Source organism: Spirulina sp. 06S082, assembly GCF_034932145.1.
In the GTDB taxonomy this organism is placed as follows: domain Bacteria; phylum Cyanobacteriota; class Cyanobacteriia; order Cyanobacteriales; family Spirulinaceae; genus CCY15215.
Genome location: NZ_JAYGHV010000177.1, coordinates 1 through 10624, shown reverse-complemented (window position 1 = coordinate 10624; position 10624 = coordinate 1). Strand labels below are relative to the sequence as shown.

The window sequence follows — 10624 nt, the reverse complement described above, 5'->3', positions numbered from 1 at the left end:
GCGGAATTAGCATCGGTTGGCTGCGAATTTGTGCATTTATGCTCCTCGATGCGGGATTAGTTTCTTTAGCATGGTTTCTAGCCAAACGAGTCGGTAAAGCCGTTCGCTGGTTAAAAACAGTTGATTCCTTTGCTCTCTTTCAACGCAATCCCGAACAAACAGGATTTCTGCTCCCTATTTTAGTTATTACATTAGGAATGATTGCAGCAGCCGGTCTTTATGGAGAGCGATCGAGCCGTCGCCGCTATTTAAGTCTAGTGACTTGTTTGACATTATCTCAATGTCTTTTAGTTGCTTTAACATTTCTTTATCAACCCGGTATTCTTTTTTCCCGTTCGACATTTTTATTAGCTTGGGTTTTTACATTAACTTTTGTTCTTACGGGACGATTGCTTGCAGAAACACTGATTATGGCATTGCGACGAGGAGGTGCTGTTACTCGTCCCATTGCTCTAATGGGTTATCCCGATGATATGGACAAAACCAAGCTAATGTTGCAATTGTCAAGTCAAAAAGAATTTGAAATTATCGAATCTATCGATCTCAGCGATCCGGAATCTTACGATCTCTGGTACGAAACTTTAGATCACCTTTACTTCCGAGGAGTTGGAGAAATTTTTATTTGTTCTTGGAAGTCTATTCCCAATCCTTTAGACTGTTATTGGAGTGTTAAATCGGCTGGTTTAAATTTACGTATTGTCCCAATTGATTTAGAAATTCCCAATCAATATCCGAGGATTGAGTTAATTGGTAAAATGCCAACTATTCGTTTTTCTGCTCCCGCTTTAGTGGGAGGAGATTTTTGGCTCAAACGCGGTTTCGATCTCATCGCATCGGTGTTAATTCTTTTATTGGCAAGTCCTCTCTATATTGTGATTATTATTTTAATTAAATGGGATTCTCCTGGTCCAATTTTTTACAAACAGCAGCGTGTCGGTTTGCGAGGGAAACCTTTTAAAGTGTGGAAATTCCGCACAATGGTTAATAATGCAGATCTGTTACAGAAAGAATTAGAAAAAGAAAATGTCGCTAAAGATGGTGTACTATTCAAAATCAAGGACGATCCTCGCATTACCAAAGTCGGCAAATTTCTCCGTCTCTATAGCTTAGATGAAATTCCTCAAGTCATTAATGTTTTGCTGGGAAATATGAGTTTGGTGGGTCCGCGTCCTCTCCCTCTCAGAGATGTCGAACGATTTGAGGAACATCATCATTTACGTCACAATGTCATGCCTGGAATTACAGGATTGTGGCAGGTTTCTGGGCGATCGGATATTACCGATTTTGAAGATGCTTTTAAATTAGATATTGCCTATATTGAAAACTGGTCTCTCGCTCTTGATTTTCAAATTCTCTTAAAAACAATTAAAGTTGTCTTAGGTAAAGAAGGAGCTTATTAGTTAATAGTTGATGGCGTTCCCCTCGGTCGCACTCAAAAGCGCTGGCGTTGCACGTTTCGTTCTTATGAATAGAGGAAGTATGAACAAGAAAAAACCATTCATCGGATTGAATCGCTACGAGATTGGCTGGCCTCCGGTGGGTTATGCCTACTTGTATTTGGATTTTGAAATGCTGGAAAATATGACCCCTCAAGAGGCACTCGAAAAAGTAGAAGCGATTGGGTATCAGCCCAGTTTGAGATTTTTGGAGAAAACAACAGGTCTGGCAACCTGCGCGTTATTGAAGGTTGTCAAAATGGAGGATGAAACTTGTCCTGACAGTCCTTTTGAGGATATTATCGAGGCTCTCTTTGAGACGTTTGGCAATGCCGTGCGATCGCCTTCTGGTCGTCCGAGAGCCTACTACACCCAACAAGGAATCGATCCGGATTATCAAGATGCCCAACTGCGAGAACCTCAATTGGTTGGATCGGTGTAGGCGAATAGCAAAATCCTGTTGGAAAAGCTAGTATAAAAGTATCTAACCCAAAAAAATAAGATCGCCCTGAGAAGAATATCCCAAGGACTTTTTTTGCTACCTTATTCCTGAAAAGGTCAGAATTCTTCTAATTGTTGATTTGTGTAACATATTTGTTTTTTTTGTGCTACACTATAAACAATCTATTCAATCTAAGTCAAGTCATGAAGCTCGCGTCTATATTTATTCGTTTTTACAAGTCATTTAACTTTGACTATATCAGAAAGAACAATCTAAAAGTGACGGATCACAAACCTTGGGAGATGATTGGTGAAATGTGGTATCCCTATGTTCAAATTGTTATAGATCCCAAGGTAACAACAGTCGTTGGTGCAAATGAATCAGGAAAATCCCATCTTTTAAGTGCTATTGAAAAGGCAATTTCTGGAGAACACATTAAACGACAAGATTTTTGCCGTTATTCACAGTTTTTTACCGTTCGACAAGGAAAACTTAAATTTCCAGATTTTGGTTCTGAATGGTCTAATCTTTCTCAAGAAGAAGAAAAAAACATTCGCTCGATTGCAAAAATCCCAGAAGAGATCGCGTTTGATCGTTTCTTTCTTTTTCGAGGTAATAAAGATAACTTAAAAATCTATTTATTAGGTAAAAATAAAGAATATAACGAATATGATCTCAGTCAAAAAAATATAAATGTATCGAATATTTTGCCACATCCTTTTATAATTTATTCTGATATTGCACTACCACAAAGTGTTCCAATCAGACAAATCATAAAATGTCACAAACAAAAAGCTAATGGAACAAAATGGGAATTTTTGGAGCGCTCTCAAAAATTAAAAATAAACAACTTGCTTGAGACATTGAGTAAAGACTTTGGTGCTACTCTAAAATCTAATGGTGCAACAACCTTAAATAATCAACCTCTCAATAAATTAATCCTATCTCTAGTTACTGCACTTGAAGAAGATTATGGAATTGATTCAAAAGACATCAATAAACGGAAAAAAGAATTTGAATTGGCTTATAAACTGATTTGCCAAGTTGCTCAAATTGATGCTGAAACTTTAGAAGAGTTAGCGACAGCTTTAACAGAAGGAAATGAAGGATATGTACAAGGATTACTTGCGAAAGTTAACGCACAACTTTCTGATAGTTTAAATTTCCCGAGTTGGTGGGTTCAAGATCGAGATTTTCGATTATGTGTTTCAGCCAGAGATCATGATCTAGTCTTTACAATCAGGGATCGTACTGGAACAGAGTATTCTTTTGCCGAGAGAAGTAGTGGGTTAAAATATTTTTTGAGTTACTACATCCAATATCGCGCTCACCAACCGCATCAAACAACTTCTGAAATCCTATTAATGGATGAACCTGATACTTATTTATCGAGTCAAGCGCAACAAGATCTACTGAAAATCTTTGAAGCCTTTGCAAACGGTGAAGATGAAAAACCGCCGGTTCAAGTTGTTTATGTTACTCATTCTCCTTTTTTGATTGATAAAAATCACTCTCAGCGAATTCGGGTTCTTGAGAAAAGTAAAGAAGGAACTCGAGTAGTTAAAGATGCTGCTAAAAACCACTATGAACCCTTAAGGTCTGCTTTTGGTGCATTTGTAGGAGAAACTGCATTTATTGGAAACTGTAATTTAATCGTTGAAGGTAACTCCGATCAGATTTTAATAGCAGGAGCAGCGACATATTTACGTTCTCTTAATAATGTATCTGAACTAGAAAACTTGGATTTAAATCATGTCACCATTGTTCCAGTAGGTGGAGCGTCTCATGTTTCGTATTTGGTTTATTTGGCTCGAGGTCGAGACGTTGAACAACCTCCTGTTGTTGTCTTGCTTGATAGTGATAAGAGTGGCAATGATGCGAAAAAAGATTTGAAAAAAGGAGGATTTCTGAAAAAGAAGGAGTTGTTGAAAGAGAAATTTGTTCTTCAAATAGGTGATTTAGCAAAAGATAAGCAATTGAAACTTCCCGAAAAAATCAAAGATTTTAAACTTATAGAAATCGAAGATTTAATTCCAATACCTATTTGTGTAGAAGCTGCTAAACTGTACGCTAGAGAGGATTGCAAAGCTGATTCAGATTTTATCGATAAAATAACTGAACACAATGTCCTTAAGTATTTGAATAATGGGGAACAAATGTTTGATGGAATTCAAAATTGTTTTCGAGACCTTTCTGAAGGAGAATTTCATATTCAAAAAGTTGGATTTGCTCGAAATGTTGTTGGTGTGCTCAACAAATTCTCAAAACAAAAAAGCAATCAAAATAACTTATCAAATGCAATTCAAAATTTTGAAATTAACTTTAAAATATTATTCCGACGGATTGATGAAATGCGACGAAACGCGGAAAGAGAGGAGAGTAATGAAAAGTTTTCGCAAAAAATGGAACGTAGAAAAAATCAGTTTTTAAATGATCACCCCGTATCAGCAAATCGTGAGGATGCGATAGTCTTTCTTGATGATTTAGACTCTATGTTGGATGATAGTAGTCCCAAAAGCGATGAGATTAGACGCTCGCTGCAAAATCTTAAACGTGATTATAAGCTCGACACTGAAATGGTGAAACCTGTCGATAATTACTCACAGTTTCGGGAAGCATTGGATCGTATTAAGTATGCTGGAAAAATAGCAAGTCAAGAGGATGATGGATAAAACCTAGCCTGATGCGATCCTGCTGTTGACACTAGTTTATTGATAATTGATAATTGAAATCAGCCGTAGTGCATTTCTTGGGTTGGGGGAGTGGCGGTGTTGGGGTCAAATTTGCGGAGTTTGAAGATTTGTAGCCCGAGTAGCCAGAGATAGTGAGGATTGAGTAAAATATATCGTTTCCACAGGCGTTGAGGTTCTTGGATCAGGCGAAAAAACCATTCCATGCCAATGTTTTGCAGGAATTTGGGGGCTTGGGGTAAGAGTCCGGCGTGAAAGTCAAAGGCGGCACCAACGGCAAGTAAGGGCATTGATAAAGCGTCGCGGTATTCGTAGACCCAAACTTCTTGCCGGGGACAGCCTAAACCGACAAAGGTAATGGCGGCACCGCTTTCCTGAATTTGTCGGACGATCTCTTGTTTTTCCTCGGGGGTGGTTTGTCGGAAGCGGGAGGGCTGCATTCCCGCAATTTTTAGTTTAGGGTAGCGCGATCGCAGATTGCGAGAAAAGGCTTCGAGGACTTCTCTGCGACTACCATAGAGGAAAATGCCTAAACCTTCCTCTGCTGCTTTCTCACAGGTCAATAGGGTTAAATTGGGACCGTAGACACGATCGCGCAATTTGGCTTGATAGAGGAAGTTTAACGCCCAGCGCACGGGTTGACCGTCGGGACAGACGAGATCGAGGTGGTTGAGGCGATAGCGGTGAATATTATCTAATGCCCCGGTCATGACACCATGTACGGCTAAAGCGGAGATGGAAAGCCCCTGTTGGGCTTTGGCGGCTTGGACAATGCCATCGACGGCGGCTTCGTAGTCGATAATGTTGATATTAACTCCGAGAATGTTGCGCTTTCCGGCATCGAGCATGATTTTCCAAGGATGAAAGGTTGCGATCGCCTCAATTGTACAAAAAAGAGGCAATATTAAACAAACCCAAAGTAATGAAAAGCGATCGCGCCATGAAAATCTCTGCACCTACATCGACCCAATTAATCATTGAGCCAAAATCCTCGGATTTAAAAGCAACTTTGGCTTTTTTTGCGATTATCCTGTTGGCGATCGCCAGTTTGTCTTTCTATTTATTTGGCTTTGTCATGCCGAAAGATTCAATCCTACAGTGCGATCGTTTTGCTAATTCTCCCCTACAGTGTCAAATCGAAGAATCTTTTGCCATCGCCAAAAAGCCGAAAATTGAAAAGTTTACTGGCTTAATGCGATCGCGTCTTGATAAATCCGTTGTTTCCTACTTTGCCGATCGTTATATTCAACTACAAACAAATCAAAAAATCTTAGGATTTGTCTCTATTCCCGATCGCCAGATTTCTTTTCCCACGTCTAATTATTTCGATTTAATTTTTCTCTCGGATGAGGCAAAAAATGCCGTTGTCTGGCAAATCAATCAATTTATTGGCGATCGCACGCAACAACACTTAATCATTAAACTCAAGTCCTATACCATCCCCATTGTTTTTTGCTTGTTTTATTTTCCCACTTTATTGATTACATTAATTATCCTAATTCTCGCCATTCTCACCCGAGAAAAATATACTTTCGATAAAAATACGCAAACGATGACATGGTTCAATCAAATCTTACCGTTTCAACCGACAGAATATCAATTTGCTTTTAGCACGCTAAAAATGGAAGTTTACCCTGCTAATAATAAGCAACGAGAGTACGCGATAACCCTACAATCTTATCATCCTACAGCACTTCATTATCTTTATAATGGTCGCGATCGCGATCGGGCTGGGGAATTAGCCTTACTCTTGAGCAACTTTCTTGAAATCGAGCAAAATAGCACTTTAAATAGCCCCAATGCAGATTATTCTCAAGAGAAAATAATCTCACACTAGGGCTAATATTTAGGTTGAGGGAATAGAAAATGGTGAATTAAATTTAAGGTTCCAAAAAGTAAACTTCTCTACTGTTTCCTCGAGAGAATGTTCGGGTTTTCCCGGAGGTTCCTCTTCATCGCGATGCACCAATATTGAATCAGAAGCACGCACTTTTAATTCCCCTGCATTCAAATCATTACGCCATTGACGACCGATCTTCCAAGCGTGAAATTTAATCGCACCCCAGCGAGGATTAGTGGGAAAACCAACAAAGCCAGCACGCAAAGCGGGAAGATAGATATCGGCAATATTCGTCTCGATTTTTACTGTATCGGATAACTCAATCACCCGGAACTTTTCACCTTTGAAGATATCGAACACATCTCTCACCTCCTTGGTTTTACAAGTTTCTGTATTACATTATAATACATTTTTTTCCTTTTCTCTATCGCATCATTGCAGAAAATGCAAGAAAAAGCAACAGAATGTCATGCGATCGCCAAATCTTTATTTTTTTTCTGCAAACTAATTTAGATTCCCTGCACATTTCAGGTGCAAGATAGAATAGTTAACGCGATCGCAAATTGCAAGGAAAAGAGACTCAGAAGCCCAAAAACTGCTTGATTTCCCATTTCCACTCTGTTAGTTCCCAACTTATGAAGCTCAAGTTAAACATTCTCGCTAAAAAAGGGTTGCTTCCCATCGATATTGCTGTCATTAGTGCAATTGGACTATTCTCGATTTTGATTGGTGCAGTTGTGGTCATTGGCGATCGCTCAATTCCTCGGGCGACGGAATTTAGTTGGCAGGATCGGCAAATTGGCGTACAAGATGATACCTTTACCCTCACTTTTAACCGTCCTATGAATTGGAAAACGATCGAGGATGCGTTAGAGATAGAGCCTCCCCTTCCCGGAAAACTAAGTTGGAAAGGCCAAATTCTCGCTTATACTCTCACGGATCTTCCCATGTACGGGACAACCTACCAGATCGCTCTTGAGGGGGCGCAAGAACAACCTCAAGCAACCAACCGCGAAGCAAAAACCCTTAAGCCCTTGAAAATGGAGCTAAAGACCCGCGATCGCGCTTTTGCCTATTTGGGTGCAGAAAAGGAAGAACAAGGGCGTTTGATTCTCTACAATGAAACCCAAGCCAAAAGAATTCCTCTCACTCCTCCCGATCTAGTGGTGACGAATTTTCAGCCTTATCCCGACGGCGATCGCCTTCTTTTCTCTGCTTACGATCGCCAAAGTGCCACAACAAATGCCCCACAACAACTGTACTCGGTGACGACGGGGTTAAACTATCAACCCGATTCGGAAATTCTACCTTATGGTCGCGTTCAACGCATTCTCGGAGGTGAGAATTATCAAAACTTACAATTCGATCTCGCACAAAATGCCGCGATCGCCGTAGTTCAGCGCATCAACCGTCAAAACCCTTCGGACTCTGGCTTATGGATCGTTCCCGAAAATGGCAATCCTCGACCTTTAGGTATTCAAGGGAGAACCTTTAAAATTTCCCCCGACGGTCGCTCCCTTGCCGTTGCTGAGAATCAAGGGATATCCCTCGTTCCTCTCACTTCTGATGCAGGAACTTGGAACTTTTTTCCAGGTTACGATCGCGTTATCGCTTTTGCGAGCGGTCAACGTCGGCAAATCATCGCACTTAAAAGCAATCAAGATTTAACTCGCTCTCTTTTTGTAATTGGCGATCGGGGACAAGAACGAGAAATATTGAATACGACGGGAGCAATTTTAGATTGTCAATTTGAACCCCGAGAAGAACAACTCTTATATTGTCTTCGCACAGAACCTTTAGATCCCAATTCAACAGCAGAAAAACCGATTCTTTCTATTATTAATATTATTACAGGTACTGAAGCGCCTTTACTGGCTTTAACGAACGATCCAGAAGTAAGAATGAGTATGTCTCCTGACGGGAGAAGTTTACTTTTCGATCAAATTACCCTCGACGATCGCAACCTTTCAACACTTCCTCAAGCGCGGGAAAATTTCCGAACAATGGGTAATATTTGGTCTTTGGATCTTCCTGATTTTATTTCCGGCGATCGCAATGAATTATTGCAACGTCCCCAAAAAATTACGCCTGGTTTAGACCCGCAATGGATACCTTGATTTTAATGGATAATCAAAAAGTTTTATTATCTTTGTTAATTACTTATCGACAAAGAAGAGAACATTTAGAAACCCAATTAAGTTGGTTCTCAGAACAAGCTAAATTAGGGTTATTGGAAAATATTGAAATTTTAATTGTTGAAGGCGATCGCGCGTCTTCCCAATGGATTCAAACTGAACTTAAACAGCCCAATTTTCGCTATTTTTATTATCCTTGCAAGGGGATATTTCCCAAAACAAAAGCCTTGAATTTAGCTCTAAAATATGCCAAAGGAAAGTTAGTTACCCCCTTTGATGTCGATCTCATTCCTTGGAAAAATACTCTTCTTCGTCATCTGGAAATAGCACAACTCAATCCTAAACTTTTAATATCGGGATATCGTATTATGTTAGATAAAAAAACAATTAAGCCGACAAACATAGCAACCCTTGTAGAAAATGCTGCGATCGCACCCGAAGATCGAATTACAGCCCTGTGGAAACAACTCATACATCGAGAGAGATTTGGTGTCTTACCTTTTTTTCAACGCGATCGCCTGTTAGAAATTGGAGGTTGGGATGAAAATTTTCTCGGTTGGGGAGGAGAAGATCAAGATATTATCGAACGATATTTAGCAGATGGGCGTTATTTTTGCCGCAGTCCAGAGTTAATTTATTTGCATCTTTTTCACGAGAAAATAGAACAATGGAATGAAACAGAAATAATAGAGAAAAATCGCCAATATTATTATCAAAAGCGCCAAAGCAACTTAAACTAGCTTAGATTTCCCCAAACTCCCGTTAGAATGCGAAGCATTTAACAGGAGTTCTTGATAAAGAGACAAAAGTGCGTTTAACTACTGCCCCGGAAATCCCACATAGAGATAGTAAGTCAACATCGGCACAATAGTAGCCACAACCAAAAAGCCAATGACCCAAACCGTAGCATTGCGATCGTCCGTTTCCTCTGCATCCGCAAATGTACCCTCTATATTCGCTTGTGCGATCGCCGGAGGTCCCGGATCCGGCTCCCCAGAAAGCACCAAAGAGAGGCGATCGCGGGCATCTAAAAAGGCTTGATTGTATTTTTCCCCAGACCGTATGGGAGTCAAAAGCGTCTCCACAGCAATGCTTTGAGCAATATCATCGGGTAATAAAGTTTGTAGCCCCTCCCCCACGCGAATAGCGCTATTATTGCTCAGAGTATCTAACACCAACAGCACGCGATCGCTTCCCGCTTCAGGAGTCGGGAACCAGCGATCGAATAAAGCATCCGTAAACTCCTCTACTGTATCGCCATAGCCAATGCGAACAGTCACCAACCACACATCCTTACCCGTCTTAGTGGCCAAATCTTCCAGAGACTTATTCAACTTCCCCTCATTGAGAGGACTGAGGACATTAGCCGAGTCGATCGCCCTTGGAGATTGTCCGCTAATATTGGGAAGCTCGTAAATTGTTGTGGCGATCGCTGGAGTGGCGGCGATCGCCAATAGTACAAATACCGTGCATAATCCTAAAACGAGTCGGTTGAGTGTCGATTTTGCTGGCGCGAAGGTTGCTAGTAATCGATTCATTGGTCAAAAAGTATAGTTTATTTTTATCATTTCCCTTTATTTTACTGGGGTAAGGGGACGAAGCGGGACAAGAGACACTCAAAAAAAAAGATGAACTTTTTTTAACACGATGGGAAATTTCGCGCCGAAGTTGCCCTAGTCTGATAAAAATAGACTAACCTTTAAGTTTTTTAACGCTTAAATCGGCTGCTCGATTAAAGAGGAGATACTTTTTTGTCAGGAACCTCAGCCTAAAGGCGTGAGGCTTGAAAGAGAAATCTGACAAGCCATTCTGACCAGACTAAGTACCTCGCGTACTACGTTATTTGGGTCACGACACCTTGGAATGCGAAGCTAGTTCCTCGCTCTGTCGTTAGCAGTTAAACAATTTTAAGGTCACTGAAATAGTGCTGCTAACCTAACAAGCCCTTTTAACATTGTCGAAGCTAACATTACCCCGCAAGGGAGGCTCGAAAGAGCAAAACCGCTATGCGTACAGGGTTGTTTAATTAGATACAGTAATTGTCCTGTTAAAAGTGCAATACAAAAGCACCCTAATTAAAC

The 10624-nt window shown here is 40.4% G+C and carries 9 protein-coding genes; 6 read left to right on the top strand and 3 right to left on the bottom strand.

Annotation, left to right across the window (positions count from 1 at the left end; translation table 11 throughout):
• The 3 genes from VB714_RS13070 to VB714_RS13060 form a co-directional block, all read left to right on the top strand.
• Positions 1-1400, top strand: a 1400-nt coding sequence (locus VB714_RS13070) for a sugar transferase (protein WP_323224819.1), incomplete at its 5' end; no start/stop codon positions are given.
• 79 nt (positions 1401-1479) lie between these two features.
• Positions 1480-1878: a hypothetical protein gene (locus tag VB714_RS13065; RefSeq protein ID WP_323224817.1), complete on the top strand. Its 399-nt coding sequence runs from the start codon at positions 1480-1482 to the stop codon at positions 1876-1878.
• A 278-nt stretch (positions 1879-2156) separates the two neighbouring features.
• Positions 2157-4550 carry an AAA family ATPase gene (locus VB714_RS13060; RefSeq protein ID WP_323224815.1) on the top strand — a complete coding sequence of 798 codons (2394 nt, stop codon included), beginning with the start codon at positions 2157-2159 and terminating at the stop codon, positions 4548-4550.
• Positions 4551-4609: 59 nt separating this feature from the next.
• On the opposite strand, the gene VB714_RS13055 is transcribed toward VB714_RS13060, so the two are convergent.
• Complete coding sequence (locus VB714_RS13055) at positions 4610-5416, bottom strand: WecB/TagA/CpsF family glycosyltransferase (protein WP_416309673.1); 807 nt, start codon at positions 5414-5416, stop codon at positions 4610-4612.
• Positions 5417-5490: 74 nt separating this feature from the next.
• On the opposite strand from VB714_RS13055, the gene VB714_RS13050 reads away from it, so the two are divergent.
• Positions 5491-6405 (top strand): hypothetical protein, encoded by a 915-nt coding sequence (locus tag VB714_RS13050; RefSeq protein ID WP_323224811.1) that lies wholly within the window; start codon positions 5491-5493, stop codon positions 6403-6405.
• Positions 6406-6414: 9 nt separating this feature from the next.
• Here the strand turns inward: VB714_RS13050 and VB714_RS13045 are convergent, their stop codons facing one another.
• Positions 6415-6768: a hypothetical protein gene (locus tag VB714_RS13045; protein WP_323224809.1), complete on the bottom strand. Its 354-nt coding sequence runs from the start codon at positions 6766-6768 to the stop codon at positions 6415-6417.
• 275 nt (positions 6769-7043) lie between these two features.
• On the opposite strand from VB714_RS13045, the gene VB714_RS13040 reads away from it, so the two are divergent.
• Together VB714_RS13040 and VB714_RS13035 are read left to right on the top strand one after the other, a co-directional pair.
• On the top strand, positions 7044-8525 hold the full coding sequence (locus VB714_RS13040) for a hypothetical protein (RefSeq protein WP_323224807.1): 1482 nt from the start codon (positions 7044-7046) through the stop codon (positions 8523-8525).
• The gene (locus tag VB714_RS13035; RefSeq protein WP_323224805.1) at positions 8513-9283 is read left to right on the top strand and encodes a galactosyltransferase-related protein; all 771 of its coding nucleotides are present in this window, start codon (positions 8513-8515) and stop codon (positions 9281-9283) included. Before VB714_RS13040 ends, VB714_RS13035 begins: the two co-directional genes overlap by 13 nt.
• Before the next feature lie 78 nt (positions 9284-9361).
• On the opposite strand, the gene psb32 is transcribed toward VB714_RS13035, so the two are convergent.
• A complete protein-coding gene (psb32, locus tag VB714_RS13030) occupies positions 9362-10081 on the bottom strand; it encodes a photosystem II repair protein Psb32 (RefSeq protein WP_323224803.1) in 720 nt (239 codons plus the stop codon).
• Positions 10082-10624: the final 543 nt, after the last annotated feature.